Source organism: Brevibacillus sp. M2.1A (genome assembly GCF_013284355.2).
In the GTDB taxonomy this organism is placed as follows: Bacteria; Bacillota; Bacilli; order Brevibacillales; family Brevibacillaceae; genus Brevibacillus.
Genome location: NZ_JABSUY020000001.1, coordinates 2912872 through 2934415, shown reverse-complemented (window position 1 = coordinate 2934415; position 21544 = coordinate 2912872). Strand labels below are relative to the sequence as shown.

At 47.4% G+C, this 21544-nt stretch carries 21 protein-coding genes; 7 read left to right on the top strand and 14 right to left on the bottom strand.

Annotated elements, in window-relative coordinates:
- The first annotated feature begins 31 nt into the window (after positions 1-31).
- A complete protein-coding gene (gene yfkAB / locus HP567_RS14480) occupies positions 32-1147 on the top strand; it encodes a radical SAM/CxCxxxxC motif protein YfkAB (RefSeq protein WP_173609746.1) in 1116 nt (371 codons plus the stop codon).
- A gap of 31 nt (positions 1148-1178) precedes the next feature.
- Positions 1179-1433 carry an alpha/beta-type small acid-soluble spore protein gene (locus HP567_RS14475; RefSeq protein ID WP_173609747.1) on the top strand — a complete coding sequence of 85 codons (255 nt, stop codon included), beginning with the start codon at positions 1179-1181 and terminating at the stop codon, positions 1431-1433.
- 2 nt (positions 1434-1435) lie between these two features.
- On the opposite strand, the gene HP567_RS14470 is transcribed toward HP567_RS14475, so the two are convergent.
- The 5 genes from HP567_RS14470 to HP567_RS14450 all read right to left on the bottom strand — a co-directional run bounded on the left by HP567_RS14470 (position 1436) and on the right by HP567_RS14450 (position 6739).
- Complete coding sequence (locus HP567_RS14470) at positions 1436-2845, bottom strand: MDR family MFS transporter (RefSeq protein WP_173609748.1); 1410 nt, start codon at positions 2843-2845, stop codon at positions 1436-1438.
- Between the two features lie 183 nt (positions 2846-3028).
- The gene (locus HP567_RS14465; RefSeq protein ID WP_017247839.1) at positions 3029-3217 is read right to left on the bottom strand and encodes a hypothetical protein; all 189 of its coding nucleotides are present in this window, start codon (positions 3215-3217) and stop codon (positions 3029-3031) included.
- A 100-nt stretch (positions 3218-3317) separates the two neighbouring features.
- Entirely contained in the window at positions 3318-3665 is a 348-nt protein-coding gene (locus HP567_RS14460) for a LysM peptidoglycan-binding domain-containing protein (RefSeq protein ID WP_173609749.1), read from the bottom strand.
- A gap of 150 nt (positions 3666-3815) precedes the next feature.
- Positions 3816-5036, bottom strand: coding sequence for a metal-dependent hydrolase family protein (locus tag HP567_RS14455; protein WP_173609750.1), 1221 nt, complete (start codon positions 5034-5036; stop codon positions 3816-3818).
- A 167-nt stretch (positions 5037-5203) separates the two neighbouring features.
- On the bottom strand, positions 5204-6739 hold the full coding sequence (locus HP567_RS14450) for a fumarate hydratase (protein WP_173609751.1): 1536 nt from the start codon (positions 6737-6739) through the stop codon (positions 5204-5206).
- A 182-nt stretch (positions 6740-6921) separates the two neighbouring features.
- Here HP567_RS14450 and HP567_RS14445 point away from each other — a divergent pair, with 182 nt between their 5' ends.
- The 3 genes from HP567_RS14445 to HP567_RS14435 all read left to right on the top strand — a co-directional run bounded on the left by HP567_RS14445 (position 6922) and on the right by HP567_RS14435 (position 10409).
- Positions 6922-8886, top strand: coding sequence for a beta-propeller domain-containing protein (locus HP567_RS14445; protein WP_173609752.1), 1965 nt, complete (start codon positions 6922-6924; stop codon positions 8884-8886).
- 80 nt (positions 8887-8966) lie between these two features.
- Positions 8967-9653: a tetratricopeptide repeat protein gene (locus HP567_RS14440; protein ID WP_173609753.1), complete on the top strand. Its 687-nt coding sequence runs from the start codon at positions 8967-8969 to the stop codon at positions 9651-9653.
- A gap of 108 nt (positions 9654-9761) precedes the next feature.
- On the top strand, positions 9762-10409 hold the full coding sequence (locus tag HP567_RS14435) for a SurA N-terminal domain-containing protein (protein WP_229088029.1): 648 nt from the start codon (positions 9762-9764) through the stop codon (positions 10407-10409).
- 52 nt (positions 10410-10461) lie between these two features.
- On the opposite strand, the gene HP567_RS14430 is transcribed toward HP567_RS14435, so the two are convergent.
- From HP567_RS14430 to HP567_RS14395, 8 genes are all read right to left on the bottom strand, one after another.
- Positions 10462-11151 carry an MBL fold metallo-hydrolase gene (locus HP567_RS14430; protein WP_173609755.1) on the bottom strand — a complete coding sequence of 230 codons (690 nt, stop codon included), beginning with the start codon at positions 11149-11151 and terminating at the stop codon, positions 10462-10464.
- A gap of 99 nt (positions 11152-11250) precedes the next feature.
- Positions 11251-12039 (bottom strand): ABC transporter ATP-binding protein, encoded by a 789-nt coding sequence (locus HP567_RS14425; protein WP_173609756.1) that lies wholly within the window; start codon positions 12037-12039, stop codon positions 11251-11253.
- A 93-nt stretch (positions 12040-12132) separates the two neighbouring features.
- Complete coding sequence (locus HP567_RS14420) at positions 12133-12570, bottom strand: hypothetical protein (RefSeq protein WP_048032367.1); 438 nt, start codon at positions 12568-12570, stop codon at positions 12133-12135.
- On the bottom strand, positions 12567-13397 hold the full coding sequence (locus tag HP567_RS14415) for a DUF3100 domain-containing protein (protein ID WP_173609757.1): 831 nt from the start codon (positions 13395-13397) through the stop codon (positions 12567-12569). Before HP567_RS14415 ends, HP567_RS14420 begins: the two co-directional genes overlap by 4 nt.
- A gap of 27 nt (positions 13398-13424) precedes the next feature.
- Positions 13425-14600 (bottom strand): amidohydrolase, encoded by a 1176-nt coding sequence (locus HP567_RS14410; protein ID WP_173609758.1) that lies wholly within the window; start codon positions 14598-14600, stop codon positions 13425-13427.
- Positions 14601-14982: 382 nt separating this feature from the next.
- A complete protein-coding gene (locus HP567_RS14405) occupies positions 14983-16515 on the bottom strand; it encodes an amino acid permease (RefSeq protein ID WP_173609759.1) in 1533 nt (510 codons plus the stop codon).
- 4 nt (positions 16516-16519) lie between these two features.
- Entirely contained in the window at positions 16520-16663 is a 144-nt protein-coding gene (locus tag HP567_RS14400) for a hypothetical protein (RefSeq protein WP_007724273.1), read from the bottom strand.
- 145 nt (positions 16664-16808) lie between these two features.
- Positions 16809-19226, bottom strand: coding sequence for a bifunctional diguanylate cyclase/phosphodiesterase (locus tag HP567_RS14395; RefSeq protein ID WP_173609760.1), 2418 nt, complete (start codon positions 19224-19226; stop codon positions 16809-16811).
- Positions 19227-19417: 191 nt separating this feature from the next.
- Between HP567_RS14395 and uvsE the strand changes: the two genes are divergently transcribed.
- Entirely contained in the window at positions 19418-20344 is a 927-nt protein-coding gene (gene uvsE / locus HP567_RS14390; protein ID WP_173609761.1) for a UV DNA damage repair endonuclease UvsE, read from the top strand.
- On the opposite strand, the gene HP567_RS14385 is transcribed toward uvsE, so the two are convergent.
- Positions 20303-20620: a hypothetical protein gene (locus tag HP567_RS14385; RefSeq protein ID WP_173609762.1), complete on the bottom strand. Its 318-nt coding sequence runs from the start codon at positions 20618-20620 to the stop codon at positions 20303-20305. The genes uvsE and HP567_RS14385 overlap by 42 nt on opposite strands.
- Positions 20621-20706: 86 nt before the next feature.
- Here HP567_RS14385 and HP567_RS14380 point away from each other — a divergent pair, with 86 nt between their 5' ends.
- Positions 20707-21249: a hypothetical protein gene (locus tag HP567_RS14380; RefSeq protein WP_173609763.1), complete on the top strand. Its 543-nt coding sequence runs from the start codon at positions 20707-20709 to the stop codon at positions 21247-21249.
- Positions 21250-21544: the final 295 nt, after the last annotated feature.

Below are 21544 nucleotides of genomic sequence, written 5' to 3'. Positions count from 1 at the left end.
AGTTGTACGCAGAATGAAGGAGGTTTCACAATTGATCCGCATGGTTCCAAATACACCATTAACACCTTTACACGATCCATGGGAGCCGTTGTTCAATGCGACACCCCCCGTCTATAAACTTACCAGCGTCGAGTTTACTGTAACGAATCTGTGCAATCTCCGCTGTGAGCATTGCGCGGTTGGTGATACATTGCGATACAAAGACGATCCCGCTCTCCCAGTTGATCTCATACTCCGTCGTCTCGATGAAGCAAAAGATCTGCTTACTATCAGTATAACAGGCGGAGAACCGATGTACAGCGAGCGCACCGTGAAAACTGTGATCGCGCCTATTCTACAATATGCAGCAGATCGCGGGCTGCGGACGCAAATCAACTCCAACATGTCTATGCCTTATTCTCGCTATGAATTGATCCTGCCTTACATCGATGTCATGCATATTTCGTGGAATTGGTCTACTCCCGAAGAATTCCATGATATTGTTTACGCAAAAGCACGGCAGCCGGTTTCAATCAAAAGAGCGGAAGCACAATTTCATGAGATGATGGAAAATGCCCGCAAACTCTCGGAAGCAGGTGTTTTTGTCTCAGCTGAAACGATGCTGAATCATCGCACATGGACAAAGCTCGATACCCTCCATCGTCAAATTCAGGAGATGGGCAGCAAACGACATGAGGTACACCCGATGTACGCGAGTGATTTTGCCCGTGATCTGGATGTCCTTTCACTCGATGAGCTCCGTCAAGCCATTCACCGGATGCTCGATGTGCGCAATGAAGATTTGTGGATGCTTTTCGGGACACTTCCGTTTTTCGCTTGTAGTCCTGAAGCAGCAGACAGAGAATTGATCAGCAGACTGCGCTCTGCGAAAAATGTGACGACTCGCAATGATCCAGATGGTCGCAATCGTCTAAACATCAACATTTTCACCGGCGATGTCATCGTGACCGATTTCGGGGATGTAGAGCCATTGGGCAATATTCAAACCCATCAGCTCCAGTCGATGTTTGAAAAATGGCAAGAACACACGCTGAATCAGAAGATCAATTGCTTCTGCCCTGCTGCTGGATGTGCAGGACCGAACCTGCTCGTTGCTAATACTTACTATCAGGAGACTGATTTTACTCTGCGCAAAGCACTCGTTTAATGGGGCACACTAGGGCGTGAGGTGATCTATCATGAGCAGACGCAAACGCCCTCTCGTACCCGAGGCGAGAAAAGGGCTGGACGCCCTAAAAGCGCAGGTTGCAGATGTTGCTGATCCCGCGCAGGCCAAATTCGAGGTCGCAGAAGAAATTCATGTTCCATTGCATCCCGGCTACAATGGACAGTTAACCTCTCACGATGCTGGTCGAATCGGAGGACGCTTGGGCGGCAGTATGGTCAGAGAGATGGTTCGGATGGCAATGGAAGGTATGAATAAAAAACCGTAATCCTATTGTTTGGGAACCCCGCTATTTGATGAATGCGAATGGCGGGGTTCTTTGTCGAGCAAGCGAGTATTACCAAGTCGGATACTGGCTATCAAACTGATTCCAATCAGAAACAAGCCAGTGATAAAGACGTCGTGCAAAGCTTCGTTAAACACCAGACCTTCCCGCATCCGCCATTCTACGATGCTCCCCAACACGCTAACTCCAATCGTCCCCCCGATGGAACGAAATAATTGCGATGTCGACATGGCAACACCTCGATCTTGCGGTTTTACAGCGCTATGTGCTGCTGTACCGAGTGCCGGATAGATCGCCCCCATGCCTAGACCTGTGACAATCAGGTAGCTGACGAGCTGTGTGTTGGTTGTCCCTACATCCATCGTGCTCAGAAGGAAAAAGCCTGTCGCCATGATGAGCAAGCTGGGAATCAGAATCGCCCGAAATGAAGCTTTTGCCATCCATCTTCCCCCAAGCGTCGAAGAAATCGCTGCGGACAGCATGAGTGGCACTAAAAGGAAACCAGCCTCTGACGGACTCGCACCGCGTACCTCTTGGACGAACAAAGGGATGTATGCGATTGCCCCAAACAAAGCGGCACTCACAAAGAATCCTGCGAGGTTGCCATATCCAATGGCCGGAATGCGGAATAGGGACAACGGAAGCAGGGGCTCCTTTGCTTTGGTTTCAATCCAGATGAACAGACCGAGAAATAAGATGCCCGCACCCCCTAACCCGATCTTGTATTCCCTGCTCTCCATGACAAGGGACAACAAGATGAGAATGATGGCTGCACTTAAGCTAGCCGCCCCATACCAGTCGATGACAGGCTTCTTATCATATTGCCGCTGATCTCGAAAGGCTAGGGCAATGATAAAAATGGAAGCGATACCGATGGGAAGGTTGATAAAGAAGATCCATCCCCATGACAGATGCTCCACGATAATTCCTCCAATGGTGGGACCGAGTATACTCGTTATCGCAAAGACAGCTCCGAAAAGACCTTGAAATTTGCCCCTCTTTTCGGGTGGATACAGCTCACCCACAATAATGAACGCAACCGGCATTAATGCCCCGGCGCCCAAGCCTTGGATTCCTCTCGCTGCAATAAGACCCGTCATGGAATTCGCCATGCCGCACAGAAGAGATCCTGAGAGAAACAGAAACAACCCGATCAAATACATTTTTCTCGGCCCAAACAAGTCTGCCATTTTCCCATAGATGGGCATGCTCGTGGTCGATGTGAGCATATAAATGGCGAACACCCAGCTATAAAGAGACAGACCTCCCAGCTCTTTCGTAATTGTCGGCATGGCTGTTGAGACAATCGTCTGATCCAACGATGACAAGACTAACCCCATCAGCACTCCACCCGTGACTAAGTCTACGCGACGCTTTTCCTTTTCCATCTCCATCGCACTCCCCTTTTTGAAGTCAGTTGATAACAGCTCCAAAAATATAAGGGATTTTTCAAAAAAAGAGTAGACTTTTTCTTTCAGTTGAGTTATTCTGATGATAGAGTCTGCCCCTAGGAATCACGAATGATATCATAAATAAAAACCGCCTCCATGATGGACGCGGTTTTTTTGTTTTGCCATTCATCTCAGCTTGTCGAGCTTTTTGGCACTTGCCTTACGAGGTCCAAGCATCGCCTTACCTATATTGCCCACTTTGTTTACAGAGTCAAAAACTTGGTCGATCACATCCACCAGCTCTCGAATCTGCACTACTTTTCCATAGACGCCCATGAAATGGTGTCGGACGTTTTTTCCATTTAACCCTAGCATGGCCGCACCTCCTCTTAATCCTCTCGTATTACTTTATGCAGGATCAGGCGAAGGGGAAATTGCGAAATGCGGAAAATTATTCGTTCCTCTATCCAGCTGCTTAGCGTGGACGAGGCGTGCCGGTCGGACGTGGGCGCGGAGGTTGTGTTGGTGTAATGGCCCGCTCCAGACGAGTGACACGGTTCTCCAATCGATCTACTCGATTATCCAGCCTACGATAGTCTTCGCGCAGCGCATCTACTCGGTTCTCCAGTCGATTCAAACGACGCTCGACATCCCCACCAGGAGTTGGTGTCGGAGTTGGAGTAATTGGGATGTACAAATTTTGCCCCACGTAAATGTAGTAAGGATAGGCGATATTATTCACGCGGATCAATTCCTGAACGGATACACCAAAACGAGCCGCAATGCTGTTCAGCGTATCTCCCGAACGGACTACATAGTTCACGAATCTCACTCCTTTTTTCTGTGATCATTCGTTATTAACCTATGCCCGCCCTGGTACACGCGCAATAAACCAATACCCATTTTGGCTTAAAATAGTCAAACACCCAGTACAAACGCCGTTACAAACCCGGAAGTGCAAGGCTTAGCCCCATTAACACTTTGAATAGGCTGTCGCACCCTCAAGTAACACTTCTTCTACTTGCTTCAATACCTCTATCTCTTGTAATGGATCACCTTTTACCACAAGCAAATCTGCAAAATAACCTGGCGCTAACGTACCGATCTTACTTCCTTGATCCAGCACCTCGGCAGCGTTTTGAGTAGCAGCCTGGATCGCCCGAATTGGCTCCATCCCCAGCTCCACCATCAGTTTAATCTCTTCTGCCACAGGTGTAATCGGATAGCCTTCCAATACAATATCCGTACCCGTAGCGATCTTTACACCTGTATTTATCAATCGTGCGAAGTTCTCCCGGTACGCCTTTTCCGATTCGATGAAAAAAGCTCCCTGCTCAATAAGCCCTTCGCTCAATATGCCTTGATTTGCCTGTTGCTGCTCATTCCAAATATGCTTGTAATAATCAGCAATCTGGAAGAAGGTGACCATGGTCGGTACCCATACGAGTCCTTTTTCTTTCATCTGTTCCGCCTGTTCGACAGTCATAAACGTTGCATGCTCGATCGTATCAAATCCCGCATCAATCGCCATTTGGATCGCCGGTTGGAGCGAGGCATGCACACAACACTTTCGTCCCAAGCGATGAGATTCATCAACCGCCGCATCCAACTCCTCTTGTGTGAACTCCGGCGTTGGTGTACGATGACTCGTCATGAGCTTGATCCAGTCTGCACCTGCTCGCACTTGTTCACGCACGGCTGTCCGAACTTCCCACGGACCGTTTGCTTCTCTGAGGGCACCCTCTAATTGCCAGCCGTGCCCCCCGGTCATAATAATCCCTTGGTTAACCTGAAAAAGACGAGGGGACACAATGAACTTATTCTTGGCTGCCAGTTTCAGTGTACTGCACAATCCATCCGGTGCTGCTACATCGCGGATCGTCGTGACCCCTAAAGAAAGTGCTTCTTTCAAGTTCGCTGTCGCAAGTAAAGCCACGAGTCCATCGTTGTTGCGATACTCAGCGGAATCTGGTTTGCTCCACCAATACCCGATGTGAACATGTAAATCGATCAAACCCGGTAAAATGGAACATCCGCTGTACCGCTTTACTTCTCCTCCTGAAATGGAATCTGTAAGCTCCGCTTCTGTCCCTACTGCTACAATCTTTCCTCGCTCATCAATCCCGACAGCGCCTTGTTCGATTACATGCTCTCCATCTCCGATAATGACGCGATCAGCAATCAACCATTTCATTCCTGTCCCCCCTGTCAAAAATGAAAATTCATCTGTCCGCAATCGTGGTTAGTTCCTCGAAAGTTCATCATTTATCCGACTATTTCCTTCTCCTCTTCCGCCTAGTTTGAAAAAAAAGCCTCTGGGAGCACGTGAAGTGCGCCAGAGGCTTTCGTGTTTTACATTTCTTATTTAAATACAGGTGCTGCAAACTGAGCCAATTTCTCTGCGGAAGACTTTTCCACATCCGCGTGCAAGCTGTTGCCATGAGCATCCATGGTGACGATTGCTGCGAAGCCTTTTACGCGCAGGTGCCACATCGCTTCTGGAATACCGAATTCCATGAAGTCGACACCTTCTACTTTTTCCAAGCATTCTGCATAATACTGGGCCGCTCCACCAATCGCATTTAAGTACACAGCGCCATGCTCGTTCAATGCTTTCAGGGTTTTCGCACCCATTCCGCCTTTTCCGATAACGGCACGGATTCCGAATTTCTTGATGATTTCGCCTTGGTAAGGCTCCTCGCGAATGGAGGTAGTCGGGCCAGCCGCTTTTACATGCCACTCGCCTGCTTCGTCCTTCAGCATGACCGGACCGCAATGGTAGATGATGCCACCGTTCAGGTCCACTGGGCAGTCATGATCCATCAGGTAGCTATGCAGGGCGTCGCGTCCTGTGTGCATTTCACCATTGATAATGACCACATCGCCCACTCGCAGGCTGCGGATTTGTTCTTCAGAGATTGGCGCTTCCAGAACAACCTCGCGGCGTTTTTCGCCCGCATCGTCCGTAGCTGCTACCGGGGACAAGTCCATCGCCACTTCTTCATCTTTATACAGATAACGGAGAATTTCGCCAGTCTCCGGATTCAGTCGAACACCTTGACGGCGGAATGCCCAGCAGTTGTACGCAACGGATACGAAAAAGCTTGCTGGCAGGCGGTTTTCCACGCCGATTTTACAGCCGAGCAAAGTCGAGTTACCACCAAAGCCCATGGTTCCGATTCCGAGTTGGTTCGCTGTTTCCATGATGTAGTCTTCCAAAGCAGCAAGTTCAGCAATTGGATTCACATCGTCCACTTTGCGGAACAATTGATGCTTCGCCAGTGCATAACCGGAGGTGCGATCCCCACCGATTCCTACGCCGATGAAGCCGGCACTACAGCCTTGTCCTTGCGCTTGGTAGACGGCATGCAAAATGCACTTGCGGATACCATCCAGGTTGCGGCCCACTTTGCCCAGGCCTTCGAGCTCACAGGGCAGGGAGTACTGGATGTTCTTGTTCTCACAGCCGCCGCCTTTGAGAATCAGCTTGATCTCGATTTCATTCTCTTCCCATTGCTCGAAGTGAATGACAGGCGTACCTGGTCCGAGGTTGTCCCCTGTGTTTGCACCCGTCAAGGAATCTACGGAGTTGGAACGCAGCTTACCTGTTTTGGTTGCTTCTGCAATCATTTCTTTGATCGCTTGTTTAATGATCAGTTGGTTGACTCCAACCGGAGTTTTCACTTCGAATGTAGGCATCCCCGTATCTTGACAGATCGGAGAAACATTTTCTTCTGCCATGACGACGTTTTGCGCAATCGTAGACAAAGACAGCGCTGCACGAGTGCCAAGATCCTCTTTCACTTTAGCTGCATTGACGGCACGACGCACGTCTGGTGGTAGATTCGTAGAAGTATCCGTGATGAGTTCCAGAATGCTTTGCTTCAAGTTTTCCATCTATGACGCCCCTTTTGACGTAGTGGTGTAAATGGTAGCATAAACCGCCTATTATTATAGCACACGCTCCCCCACCTGTCCGTAGATTGCTGCCCAAAGAGTGTGTGAAACATTCCGTAAACGTGCGTCGTCTTATTACCGACAGCAAATTTTGGCAAGAAGCAGATACGAGGGGGATTAAAATGAAAAGAACATTTGCCGGGCTTCTCGCCTCCGTGATGGTGGTGACCGCTATACCCTTCCTGTTCACAACAGGTACAATTGCGGAGCCTGCCGTTCAAGCCGCAGCAACTACAGAAGAGTTGCCAGTAGTCGGTTCCTATGCGGAGCTAAAAAAGCTCATCCAATCATCAGACTTGGACAGCTATCATTACGGCACCTTGGAAACGACTGCCGCTATGCCAGCAGCCGCACCTAACACAGCCAACAAAGTAGCGGACACTTCCGGCGGCGCTGCTCGCGGTGATTTTTCCACAACGAATACACAAGTGCAGGGCGTAGATGAAGCAGATATCGTCAAATCAGACGGAACTTATCTTTATCAATCCACGCAGGATGAGGTACGCATCATCAAAGCATATCCAGCCACCGAGATGAAGGTCGCAAGCCGTATCAGCTATGACAATGGAAAATTCGTACCGCAAGAAATGTACGTAGACGATCGGAGACTCATCGTCATCGGGCAAGCGGATGAGAACATCTCTTATCCTCCTGGTTCTGCTTCCAAAAGAGGCATCCCCCGTTTCCAAAGCATGCAGTCCGTGAAAACCATGATCTACGATATTTCGGACAAAAAACAACCTCGGCTCATTCGTCAACTGGAGCTGGAAGGCCAGTACATGTCGTCCCGCAAAATCGGCGCGAGCCTGTACGTGACAGCCAATCATTACATGGATACGTATCGTATTCTGCAAGAGAAAGCGGAAGTGCCAGGCCCAACGTATAAAGACAGCGCCCATGATAATCAATACCAAACCATTCCCTACAGCGAGATTCGTTACTTCCCGGATCATTTTCGTCCCGAGTATTTGATCGTCACTGGCGTGAATCTGGATGATTCGAAAGAAAAGATGTCACTGCATACGTATCTCGGCGCTGGCGAGAACATCTATGCATCCACCAAAAATCTGTATGTAGCCGTCACTCAGAACAATGCCGCCCAGCCAGTAGCCGTTAAGCAAAAAGGAGTACCAACTCCTTTCGTTGCACCTCCCATTGAGTCTGATACAACCATTTATCGTTTTGCCATGAACAAGGGAGACATTCAGTATACGGGAAAAGGGTCGGTGCCTGGACGCATTCTGAATCAGTTTTCTATGGATGAAAACGACGGTTATTTCCGAATCGCCACCACGAGCGGGAACATGTGGCGAGACGATGAGCTTACGTCCAAAAACAATTTGTATGTACTGAACAACAAACTCGAGATATTCGGCAAGCTGGAAGGCATCGCTCCTGGAGAACGCATTTACTCTGTCCGTTTCATGGGAGATCGCGCCTACATGGTCACCTTCAAAAAAGTCGATCCGCTGTTCGTTCTCGATCTGAAGAAGCCTTCTGCGCCAAGCGTACTGGGTGCTCTGAAAATTCCAGGTTACAGCGACTATTTACACCCGTATGATGAAAACCATATCATCGGTTTTGGCAAAGAGGCAGAATCTGATAAAGACTGGGCGTACTACCAAGGGATGAAAATTGCCCTCTTTGACGTCAGTGATGTAACCAAACCGAAGGAAAAGTTCAAGACGGTTATCGGGGACAGGGGGACGGACTCCGAGCTATTGCACAATCACAAGGCTCTGCTGTTCTCCAAAGAAAAAAATCTGCTAGCCTTCCCTGTATCCGTCCACGAACGTACAGCTGAACAAAAAGCCAAAAACGATATGCGCGAGTACGGCCACTTTACTTTCCAAGGTGCCTACGTATATCGGCTTGATCTGCAAAAAGGATTTCAACTGAAAGATCAGATCACCCATCTGTCGAAGGAAGATGTTGCGAAAGCAGGCGAAGGCTGGTACGACAGCTCCAGTAACATTAAACGGATACTTACGATTGGCGACACGCTCTATACCGTTTCTGACGATTACGTCAAAACGCAGCAGCTCTCTACCCCCAAAAAAGAGAATATCTTGCCATTGGCGAAATAGCGGTAATGCTCTGTCATGCGGACAGGTTCTGTGCTAAGATGGGGTAATAGATGCAGCGTAAATAGAGAGGGTGTCACTACGTGGAGTATTTGAGTTTTAATTTGACATCGACGCTGGCAGGGATTGCGGCTGTGCTGTTGGTTATGTTTATTCGCCTGCACTGGCCCTTCCGCTTTCAGTACATGGCCAATCTTTTCAAACGTCGTTTGAATATTCGATTGCGCTGGCTGGAGGCTTCCTATCGGAAGAACCGTTCCCGTGCTGTCGCTATGCTGGATAAATCAACCCATGAAATCATGCTTGGCAACTATGAAATGGCCGAAAAATATATCGTTCAAGGAATCAACGTCTGCAAAGAACGACCAACGTTATTCAATCAAGCGATGATTCACTACTTGTTTTACAACTTGGCGATCGTCTACTATTCCTCCGAACGATACAACGAATCATTGGAAGTGGCGTTTCGTATTTACCAGCGTGATCAGGGAATGATTGATTCCTTAGCTCTTATTGCCTGCTCGCACGCCCGCCTGGGTGAAGTAGAGAGTGCGATAGAAGCTTACCAGCTGATCGCAAGCAAACGATCGGCAAAAGACTGGAAGCTCTTCTGCTTGGCAGAGATTGAAGCTGCCAAAGGAAATTATGAGCGAGCCCTTTCCCATCTGAAGCAATTGATGGACAAATCAGCCAGTCTTTTGGATCTGAATCAAACCGTACTGGAAAAACGCTTGGAAGAGTGGAAAAAAGCCTCTACACAAGCCAGCTAATCGATTGACGACCGCACATTGCTTTATGTGTGCGGTTTTTATTTTCCGCTTCCCGTAACGCTGCTCTATGCACAGTCGTATTACTATCAAGAAAGCGAGGTATTTTTCATGAAAAAATTCAATGTATCTATACTTGCTGCCTCAGCACTTGTACTCGGTCTCGCTCTAGCGGGCTGTACACCTGGAAAAGATTCTGCATTCTCTGCGGATAACCCTGTTGCCAAAATTGGTAATGTGACGATCACGCAAGAGCAACTGTACGACAAAATGAAAAAAGATGCTGGCAAGCGTATCATGGCTGATATCGTCACCTTGGAGCTGTACAAACAGGAAGGCGCTGCACGAGGAGTTACTGTAACCGATCAAGAACTCGATGCGCGTGTGAACCCAGTCAAAGAAAAAATGGGATCACCAGAAAGATTCCAAGAGTATTTGAAGGAAAAGCAAATGACTGAGCAAGAGCTCCGTGAAGGCGTGCGCGCTGTTATGCTACGGGACAAGCTGTTCGAGAAGGATAACCCGATCACCGAAGAACAAATCAAGGAATACTATGAGAAAAACAAAGATAAGTTCGAGGGAACATTTGAACAAGCTCGCCCGAAAGTGATCGAAAAAGTAAAATCCAGAAACAAACGAAATAATATGGATAAATGGATCGATGAATTGTATAAAAAGCATAACGTCCAAATCATGGATAAAGATTTAGAAAAAGAAAAATCAGTGGAAGAAGAAGAAACAACAACTTCCAGCAAGTAATGCAAAAAGACTTGTGCAAGCCGGCAATGAGCGGCACACAAGTCTTTTTTCGTTACGGACGAGCAATCGCAATCAACTCTTGCAAAAACTCCTTGATTTCGCCTTGAAGAATAGGGCCATGACCAGTGGCTAAATACTCAATGGGCCAATCCTGCAAAATCTCCAAGCCCTCCGTAAACTCCGCTGCTCGCTCTGGTTCACGTGCTACCCATTGCTTCAAGTGTTCTTGATAAGCTGTCCGACAGTCCACTTCTCCTCCAACGATTTGGCCGAGTTCTGTGTTTTCAAAACATAAATGATCGCCAACAAAGCATATTTTCGACTGGGGATCAAAGAAGGCAACGGAGCCTTCTGTATGAAAGGAAAGCTGTCGGAAACGCAGAGAAGGCAGATCTCCCCCACTACCTGTAAACGTATGGCCGAATAGCGTCTGTGAAAAATCGTCCAGTTCGTAATAATCGTCGAGGTGAATCCAATTGTTTCGAGAAGGGAACATATCGGCATTTCCAATATGATCAGCATGTCGATGAGTGAAGTAGACATATTCCGTTCGATCTGGCTTGACCCCGATCTCTTCCAACGCCTGTTGAAAAAATGAGCGTTGCTTGCGCTGGTGAGAATCAATCAATACAAAGGCATTCCCTTGTTTGATCACATAGCTGTTCACGTAGCTATTCCACGCTTCCTCATAGGTGATGATCGCCCAGGTGGAGTCTGTGATTGGTGCAATCACATTGTTCATGCCTCCATCTCTCCTCTCCTCCCAGATACAATTTCTTATTGCTATTATACACAATCATGCACAACCGTGCTGACTCGTGCCCAAACTTATCCTACACGATCAAACTTTCGCCTCTTCCCCTAAGCTGACCCAAGATCTTCCTTGCGAGCGTTGAATGTGAACCGGTACGCCGAAAAAGCTTGTCAGACGTTCAGCCGTCAGGACCTCATCTGTTTTTCCAGCTTGGTCTACTTCTCCCGCTTTTAACAGTAAGGTATGCGTGAAGCAAGGCAAAATCTCTTCGATGTGATGGGTGACATAAATGAGCGTGGGCCCATTTGGCTGTTTGGCGATTTGTTCAATCATGGCCAACAGCTGCTCTCTTGAAAGCAAGTCCAGTCCAGTGCAAGGCTCGTCCAGAATGAGTAATTGAGGGGAAGCCATCAACGCACGCGCAATCAGTACTTTTTGTCTCTCCCCTTGCGATAAAGCGGCAAAACGTCTGTTTTTCAATGCACGGCATCCAAATGTATCAAGTAAATCCGACGCTTTCTCTACGTCTGCCTCCTCTGGAACGGAATACAAGCCGATGGTTGCCTCTCGACCACTCAAGACGACACGGAGTGCGGTTTCATGCTCGTGAAGCTGTGCCATCAGCGCCGTGCTTACCCAGCCGATTGATTTACGTACCTCGCGCAAATCGACTGTTCCGTAAAGATTGCCTAATACACTGACCTCCCCCTTTGTCGGCCATACATAGCCACAAATGATATTCAGCAGACTGGTTTTACCAGAGCCGTTTAAACCGACTAAACACCAATGCTCCTTGTCTTGCACTTGCCAGACAATGTCTCGCAAAATGGTTGTTTCATCTCTTTGCCAGGTAACCTTTCTTACATCAATGATCATACTCTCTCCACTCCTAAATTTAACAGTTGTATGTGCAAAGAACCTCCATGGCATATGGAAGCACACGGAGGCCCTAACACAAAAACAGTTTCGTTAAAATTTGCCTTGAATCTTGAATACAATCTCCGCAAACAACGTAGCGAATAGGAACGTGCCGGTAAAGACGACGAGAGACACCACTACGATACGCCAGCTAAGCTGTTTGAATAGATGAACGTCTTTTCCAAGAGACAGACCCGCATAGGCGAGAATCGGAGTGGCCAGTGCGAGCAGATTGATCTTGGCAATCGCAGCAGCCGTATATTCGTTCCCTGGAAAAAACGGGGATGTCGCAAGCATCGCAAACAAAGAAATCCAAACAATGACGGGGGATTTGAACGGCAGAATGCGAGTAAAGCCCATTCCGATCAACGTAATGACCGCCAAGAGCAAAATACCTGGCAAAGATTCCATGAATGGTACTTTATAACCGATCCAGTTACCGATAAGAGCAATGAAGCCAATGATAAAAATCGTCAAGATTTGATTCATGCGCTTTTTCTCCCCCCTTCTGCTTCAGAAGAAGCGCCTTTGCGTCCAATGATTGGCTCAAGCCATGCGTACAGCTTTTGTGTAACCGGCAAGGAGAAGAAGATACATACGTACGTTCCGACGATACTCATCATCAAGTTTGCCGCTCCGGAATAAAAGGCAATGTCTTTTTGCGCTTCCGGGAAAATAACAGCCAATGAACCTGTTGCTGCAGCCATCATACTACCGGAACCAACTGCTGCTCCCATCGCCAGAGAAATCGGGTGAAACAACCCGCTGCTTCCTAAAATACTTGCAAGAATCGACATATAAATGGCACCAAACAAAGTTCCGCAAATATATACGCCCAGCGCGCCGCGAGCTTCGGCAGAGTTTGCTCCAAACTTATCTACAATAATCGCCAAGTTTGGTTCGCGGTCGAGAGAATAAGTCGCCCCAATTGCTTCGCGCTTCAGACCCAGCCACAATGCGATTGGCAGGCCAAGCGCGATTGTCCCTACAATGTGTCCCATTTCTTGAACAATCAAGGATACACCAGAGCCGAGTAGCTTAGGCAGCTCAGGACCGATATTGGCTCCCAGCTTCGCAATAAAGATTAAAAACGAAACGCCCAAAATATTGGCTGCGACGTTCATTTCTTTTTCACTCAATAATTTGAACTTGGGCCAACTAATTGCCCCGCCTAAAACGAGCGCGTAAAGCATCGGAAACAGAGCGATAACCCCGATGCCAATACTGATTTTTTTTGTCCCGATAAATTCTGTCAATGCGACGAGAATCAGTACGAGAAAATGCAGCTTGTACTCATTGACGCGTGCCTCTGCCATACGACATCCCCCTCATTCTATCTCGCTCTACTCCATGACGACTTTTTGAGCTGCCCGAACAAACAACTCCACACCGCGTACCATTGCATCCTCATCAAAATCAAAGCGTGGATGGTGATGCGGATACGTAAAGCCCTTGTCCGGATTGCCAGCACCCAATTGAATAAAACAGCCCGGAGCTTTTTTCAAATACTCAGAGAAATCTTCACCCGGCATCAAAGGATCAATGTAAATAATCTCTTCTTCTCCCCAACGCTCGCGGATGGTATCCTCCATCAGCTTCGTCACCTGCTTGTCGTTGACAACGGACGTGTAGCCATGTGAGAACGTGAATTCATAACTTGCGCCATGCGCTTCCGTAATTCCTTTGACAATTCGTTCAATCCACATCGGTATATTTTTGCGAATCTCCGCATCGAAGCAGCGTGTGGAGCCCGTCAGTGTCATCGAATCTGGAATGATGTTATAAGCAGTCCCAGCATTCAGCATCGTCACCGAAATAACGACCTTGTCCAACGCACTCACATTGCGGGATACAATTTGTTGTAGGCCAGTAATAACCTGTGCCCCAATGACGATCGGGTCAACAGATGCTTCCGGTTGCGAGGAGTGCCCGCCTTTTCCTTGAATCTTGATATCAAAGCGATCTGTCGATGAAGTAAGTGCCCCGTAAAGAACACCAAATTTCCCGACAGGCATGTATGATGCCAAATGAATGCCGATAATCGAATCCAGACCGTCCGCTGCACCAGCTCTTACGATTTCAGCAGCCCCACCCGGCGGCAACTCCTCGGCATGCTGGAAGAAGAAACGAACCTCACCTTTTATTTGATCCTTGTACTGGGACAAAATTTTTGCGGCTCCCAACAGCATTGCTGTATGGCCGTCATGTCCGCACGCGTGCATCACACCAGCTTTGCCTGATGCATATGGCACATCATTTTCTTCATGGATAGGGAGAGCATCAATGTCAGCGCGAATGCCAAGAACTTTTCCTGGCTGTGATCCGATCAGTCGAGCGACCACACTCGTTTTGGTTGGCCGCGAAAGCTCTAAATTCCCGAAAGATTGCAACGTTTCGTAAATAAATTGGGACGTCTTCTCCTCTTCAAACGACAATTCTGGATGCTGATGGAGATATCGTCGCCATGAAATTACCTGCTCAGCTACCTCATCCGCCCATTTCTTCGTTTCCAAACTCACACAATCACTCCTTTTTTTGCTTTCTTCCTCAACATTTTCCGAGTCAGTTAAGTTTAACTAAAAAAAATATCGTTTTGTGAATTCTATCACGGAACGATGAAAATAACAAATGTCCATTCCACAAGGACAAAGTTGTCGAATCTACATCTGTTGCTGTCTATTTATTTGTTATTTTAGAATTTTCCATCGACAATGTCCATGTAAAATATACTATTTGGAACAATAAAAACATTTATACTGCTAAATTGGGAGCTTTTTTGAAAGCAATTCGAAAATTGCCCTTATTCGTTATGCAAAACCGTTCTTCGCGAAAAAAAGCCCCTATGCCATTACTGACATAAGGGAGGCTCTTCGCATTCCGTGCACCGGAAATTCTTTTCTATTAGGAGTCCCGAAATTTTGCTTCCTGACGTTTAATGTCTTCCTCCGAATTGCCCAGCGCAGCTTGCGGGCCCCTGAAATGCTTCCGGTAATAAGCCAAATCCATGATGAGAAGCACTAAAAACATAACTATCAAGGCATACCCCGCTGTCTGATTGGGTGGAATCACCATCATAATCGAGATGAAGACGATCCAAATCAAGCTCAACACATTAATGGGTTTACTCCAGTTCCCCAGATGCCAGGGACCGTAATGCTTCCGCTGAAAAAGTCCTCTTGATTCCGCCCGGAGCTTGAGGTACAACGGAATCCCGTAAGCGACATATAACCCAACGACACTTACCGCTGTAAGAAATGCCAAGGTGGTATACGACGTGTTCGGATTGATGCTTTTCACGATGTAATCGAACAAGGCAAGCGCAAAGGAAAGAATGATAACCAGCCAAATTGCTTTTGCCGGCGTTCTGTATTTGGTCGAAATTTCTGCCCACTGATGGCTCCACGGCATTCCTTTGTCACGTGAAAACGCATACAACATTCGCGAAAAGGAAGTAATCGACGCCAAGCCACAAAACCACATCGCAAAGGTAACCAGCCACAGCACCACCGAACCAAATGCGCCGCCTAATGCCTCGCTAATCACATAAATAAATGCATTTTCCGCTTCACTCGCAGCCGCTGCGTTTTTGATAGATAAGGTGACAAAAGCAAGCATGATAAATCCAAAAATAAAGGAAAAGGCCACAGACGTATAAATCCCCCAAGCAGCACGAACGCGGGGGTTAATTGTTTCTTCAATCGTATGCGCCGATGCATCATAGCCAGTAAACGTCCACTGCGCCTGTAACAACCCAATTAAAAAAGCAATCACGTACGGTTTTTCTGAAAAGGTTTGACCGACTTGAAAGAGGTAATCAAGCGGTTGCAAATCATGACGGGAGAAAAAGACGAGGCTTCCGACGAGTATGACGACGACGCCAATATGGTACCAAGCGGAGAAGTCATTTAACCGGGCAACGAGTCGAATTCCAATGTGGTTAAACGTACCGTGTAAAAGGAGTGTAATCCCGAATAGAATTAATGTGGTCGTTTCTGTTGAGGTATAACCAAATGCACTCGCGAGCAGCGGGTCCGCGAACAAAGAGAACGAATAGTCAATGCCCGCGACAATCCCGATTTGGCCGATGAGATTGATCCACGCTGTGTACCAGCCCCACCGTTTGCTACCTAAAATAGCTGCCCAGTGATACAACGCTCCGGCTGTAGGGATCGCAGATGCGAGTTCAGACATCGATGCTGCAATCAAGATGACGAATAACGCAACCAAGGTCCATCCGAAGCCCATCATGCCAGAACCGCCATACAGTAAACCATGCCCGTACAAGGATACTGCACCAGTCAAAATAGAGATAATCGAAAATGAGATCGCAAAGTTCGAAAAGCCACCCATATCCCTCAGTAATTCCTGCGCATAACCAAACTTGTTCAGGTCTCTCTTGTCCTCGAGCAATTGCTGTTCTTTTTCCTGCTGCATTTCGTTATCCCTCCCTCTCTGCTTGGGAACCGATAAAGCTCTCATGCGCGCTTTCATCAAATTGCCGGACGCTTTCGTTTGCCCGATACCCAATGGCAATCGCAACTCCAATGGTAAACAGCAATAAGATGACACCTAGAGCCAGCATTCTCTCCCTCCTTTCGTCCCTCATGCAATTCCTTGACAAGTTAGCAGGAATAGTACATTTTACGTGCCATTTTGACAGCTATACCATCTCATTTGGCTAGCAGATGCAAAACAAAAGAGCAACTCATGAGAGCTACTCCTCTTGTTTAACTAGCGCCTTTTTGTGCTTGCAAATAAAATGCTACGTCTTCGCTTGGTAGCGGCCTGCTGAATAAATAGCCTTGCACTTCCTCACACAGATGGTCCTGCAAAAACGCAAGCTCCTCTTTTGTCTCGACCCCTTCTGCAATCACACGCAGTTGTAAATGATGCGCCATGGAAATAATCGTGGACACGATGGCCTGATTCGAAGGCTGTTCGATCATGTCACGCACAAATGAGCGATCTATTTTCAAACGATTCAACGGAAATTCTTTTAGATAGTAGAGAGAGCTGTAGCCCGTTCCAAAATCGTCAATCGCAACGCACACCCCTAATTGCTTTAGTTCCTTAAGTACTTGTGTGGCCCGCTGGACGTCGATCATGCTGCTTTCTGTGATTTCCAGCTCCAAGTAATCCGGTGCCAGTCCTGTCTGGTCCAGAATCTCAGTGACCATCTGGGTAAAGTCTTGTTTGAGAAATTGACGCGCAGATAGATTGACGGCTACCCGAAGTGGTATGAGTCCCTGTTCTTGCCATTGCTTGTTCTGCTTGCATGCCGTCCGCAGCACCCATTCTCCAATAGGTACGATTAACCCTGTTTCTTCTGCTACCGAGATGAACTGGTCTGGCAAAAGTAAGCCTCGTTCAGGATGATCCCAACGAATTAACGCTTCTACGCCAACGATTGCGCCTGATTTCGCACATACCTGTGGCTGGTAATGCAATAAAAATTCTTGTCTGGCCAAAGCGCGATTCAATTCATTTTGAATATTCATTTTGTCATTCACTGCTTGCTCCAGATTCTGTACGTACAGGTGGAAGCTGTTCTTCCCTTTTTCTTTGGCTGCATACATCGCCGCATCTGCGTTACGCATCAAGACACTTCTGTCTTGCCCATCCTCTGGATAGCGAGAAATCCCGATACTCGTTGTTATGTACATCTCGTGCCCATGGATAAAAAATGCCTGTTCAATCCTCTGGTTGATTTCATTCGCCACGGAAGATACTTCTCTTTCCGTAACATCTGTAAGAATCACCATGAATTCGTCTCCGCCAAGCCTGCTCACCGTTCCTTTTTTACCCACACATTCCTGCAAACGCAAGGAAGCTTCCTGTAGTAACAGGTCACCAAAATCATGCCCCAAGGAATCGTTTACCAGCTTGAAATGGTCGAGATCCAAAAACAACACATATACTTGCTGGTGCGTTTTTTGTGCCTCCATGATCACCTGATCCAGTTTCTGCTCGACAAAACGGCGATTCGGCAAACCAGTCAACGAATCATGAAAAGCGAGATAATTGATTTTTGCCTCGTATTCCTTCTTATTGGTAATGTCTCTCATAATCATAAAGACACCCGTAATCTGCTGATCGACAAATACGGGGGTATGGGTCATGTTCAGATGAAGCTGACGCCCCTCTCTCGTGGTCAAGGTAATCTCGTAGCTGCGCGCCTCACCATGTACTGCATTTGAAAAATGTGTCGATATGAGCTCTGCATCCGCAGAAGCACACATCGTCATTAGTTTTTTAAGAGGCAGGCTCTGCTCCTTTGTCAATCGCATTGCCGCAGGATTCATAACGCTTTGGCTACCATCGATCGAGTAAAAAATCACCCCGTCGTAATTGTGCTCAAATAGCGATTTATAGCGTTGATCACTTTCTAGCACGCGCAAGGTCTTCCCTGCAAATTGCTTGTCCACGTATACAGAAGCCAAGGTCACGATCAGGATCAACACGATGACTATGCCAATCATCGTAGCGATCAGCCCAGAATCATCATACGAGATCGCTGCGATTGTCATGTACTCATGCGCGATGAATGTGGTGGCGTACATACCAGTGTAATGCATACCCGTAATGGCTGCCCCCATCAACAGCCCTGCAAAAATTTTACGCCGGAGACCTTTTACTGGGTCCACCGAACGCAATTGAAACGTAAGAATCAATGCAACCATCGAAACCAGGATGGCCACGAAAATGGATACGATAAACCATAGCCAATCGTATCGAATAATGGCGTTCATCATCATCGCTGCCATCCCTGTATAATGCATTCCTGCGATACCAGCTCCAATGGCAACTGATCCTATTGCTACCCTCGTATTGGACATGGACTGCTCGCTCACGATCCATAATGTAAGCGCCGATGATAACACGGCCAAAACAATCGAGAAAAATACAATCAAGTTATCATACTGAACAGCAATCGGCAGATGCAAGGCAAGCATGGCAACAAAATGCATAGCCCAAATACCAAGCCCCATGGAGACGGCTCCAGCACATAACCAAAACACACGTCCCCTGCCTTTCGCATAATGGAGACGTGCGCCTAGATCTAATGCTGTGTATGACGCCATTGCTGAAATAAAATAGGAGAGAAAAACCAGAGTCATACTATAGGATTGGTCAAGACTATTCATTGCATTCTCCTTCAAAAACCTTTACCGAAGTCTACTCACAAGGAACACCCGCGTTTTCAAGGAAAGTTTATCGGCATACCTGTGACATTCTCCCATCTTATCCGTTTTATAATTCCCTGGCAAGAAGCCGACGACGTTCCCGTTTTGGAGATACTACAAAGGAATGCTGTTGCAAAGGAGGGAGATTATCTTTGATCCGTATGGGCTATGCCTGCATCAGTGTCAAGACCAAAAACAATCCAAACAAAAAAACGACGGTTGCCCAAGTAAATAAATTAGATCCCCAAGCCCGGTTAAAAAAGCTGCGGCAAGTTATGCAGGCAAACTTTTTCAATTTAATGGATTTGCTTGCTTATAATGTAGAAAATCAGATCTTTTTGTATCGACTTCCTTCTGAATTTGTTCCACTGGCGACCCATCCAGTAGCAGCTGAATGGGATTGGGCAAAAGAATTCGCATGGGACTTCCAAAAGGCAGGGAATTATATCCGCAATCATGGCATTCGTTTAACAGCTCATCCTGGCCATTACAGCATATTGAACAGCGACAAGCCTTCTGTGCTGGAATCGACGATTGCCGATTTCTCCTACCATGCAAAAGTGTTTGATTTACTGGGGCTCGACGATAATTCCGTCTTGGTGACACATGTGGGAGGCGTATACGAAGATAAAGCCTCTTCTCTCGACCGTTTTGCATCCAACTTCGAGCTGCTTCCTGAAAACGTCAAACGTCGTTTAGTCGTGGAAAACGATGACATGTCTTTTACCATGCGCGAGGTACTGGAGCTGTGCGAACGGATCGGTGTGCCGATGGTGCTCGATATTCACCACCACAACTGCCATTCTGAAGGCGAAGATTGGACGGAATACCTTCCAAGGATTATTCAAACCTGGGGAGAGCGCACTCCGAAGATGCACATGTCCTCGCCAAAGTCAGAAAAAGACTTTCGCGCTCATGCAGACAATATTGACCCTGAGGCGTTCCTAACTTTTGTCAGTGCACTCGCGAATTACAATGTGGACATCATATTGGAATGTAAAAACAAAGATGATGCCCTCCTTACTTTAAGACGCGAATTAAAGAAAAAAGGAGTCGCTGTTGAGGCATTTACGAAATGAATATGGAAAAGGACGCCGCTTAATTAGCTGGCGTCCTTCCTCATGCGCTTCAAAATGAACATCCGCAATCACACCCACGCCCTCGTCTATGACCCCGTCTATGTTGATAATTGTATCCGGAGGAGGAGGAGCTACTGCCACCCGAAGATGATGAACCTCGGCCAAAGGAACTGCTACCGTCATTCCATAATTGGCACCGGTCATGATAATGATGCATTCTCCGTTCATGATGCTTGTAATGTCTGCGGTAATCCATGTATTTGCGGCGATTTTCACGATGCTCCTCGCATTTGTGGCGGAAATATTCCATCCGATCCATATGGAACTGGAATTTGAACAGGTACAGCTCCAGTTCCCTTCCTATGTTCTCATTCGGTCGCGTATTCGGCCTGATTATATTGGGTCTGATGTTCGGTCTGATGTTCGGTCTGATATTCGGTCTGATGTTCGGTCTTACATTTGGCATCATATTTGGACTTTCATTCGGCCTTACATTCGGCCTTACATTCGGCCTTACATTCGGTCCAACATTTGGCCGCATATTTGGACTTTCGTTTGGCCTTACGTTCGGTCTTACATTTGGCCGCATGTTTGGACTCTCATTTGGTCGCACGTTTGGTCTCATGTTTGGACTTTCATTCGGCCGCACATTGGGTCTTACATTTGGCCTTATGTTTGGGCTCTCATTTGGCCTTACATTCGGTGAAGCGTTAGGCATGGGGTTTGCCGGCATTCGGTTCGGTGGCATTAGATTTGGCGGCATTGGATTCGACGGCTTACTATTTGGTGGCATTGGGTTTGCTGGCATCCGATTTGGCGGCATTACGTTTGGCACGTTCGGGTTAGCCAAATTGGGAGCAGGCATAATCGGCTTTTGCGGCATTGGGCGCGCTGGGATAGAATGATTCGGATTGATCGGACTTTCCGACTTGGGTTTTTCAGGAGAAGGCATCATAGGTGACGGCATCGATGGGGAGGGCAATGGCATAGCTGAAGAAGGCGGTTTCGGCATTTCTTTAGGACGCCTTGGGAGTGCGGTAGGCATTGGCGGCATCTTACGTCGCTTTTCCACGGAATTCTACACGTCCTTTCGGATGAAATAACACAGTACATGGTATGACATTTATCCAACTCGAGAGACGACTCTCGCCCAGTTTCAAAAAATGGACTAAGCCCTTTTTTTGCTCCTTAGGGAAGTCG